This window comes from Nostoc sp. CALU 1950 (assembly GCF_051172895.1).
Classification (GTDB): Bacteria; Cyanobacteriota; Cyanobacteriia; order Cyanobacteriales; family Nostocaceae; genus Nostoc; species Nostoc edaphicum_A.
The window spans coordinates 1-662 of the sequence record NZ_JBDNJQ010000414.1; the positions used below are offsets into that span (position 1 = coordinate 1).

Consider the following 662-nt stretch of genomic DNA (forward strand, 5'->3'; position numbering starts at 1 on the left):
CTAGGGCGTGTCATCAATTAGGTAAACTTGAGTAGGTAATGCTTGGGATAAGCCAAATAGAGAAACAATGACTCGACGTTATGCGCTACGAGATGACCAGTGGGAGAGGATAAAAGACTTACTGCCCGGAACACAAGGGTATGTCGGAGTGACAGCAAGAGATAATCGGTTGTTTGTGGAAGCAGTACTGTACCGTTATCGGGCAGGGATACCCTGGAGAGACCTCCCAGAGCGATTTGGAGATTTCCGAGTGATTCATACTCGTTTTAGCCGATGGTCAAAAACGGGGGTTTGGGAAGGAGTGTTTCAGCACTTGGCAGACGATGCCGATAATGAATATGCGATGATTGACTCCACGATTGTCCGCGCCCATCAGCATAGTGCTGGTGCAAAGGGGGGGAGCCATCTACTGAAGCCATTGGTCGCAGCAAGGGTGGATTGAGTACCAAGATTCATGCTGTAGTGGATGCGTTGGGCAACCCACTAAGCTTCTACCTGACGCCAGGGCAAGCCTGCGACTTGGATGGAGCCGACCAATTGCTACCTACTGTTGTGGCGGATACAGTACTGGCAGATAAAGGTTATGATGCCGATGAGCGAGTCATTGAGCGACTTGAGTCTCTGGGTAAAACTGCAGTGATTCCCCCCAAACGCAACCGTAC

The 662-nt window shown here is 50.5% G+C and carries 1 pseudogene; it reads left to right on the forward strand.

Annotation, left to right across the window (positions count from 1 at the left end):
- Positions 1 to 67 precede the first annotated feature (67 nt).
- Positions 68 to 662 (forward strand): annotated as a pseudogene (locus ABF638_RS38240) (IS5 family transposase); the annotation flags it as partial.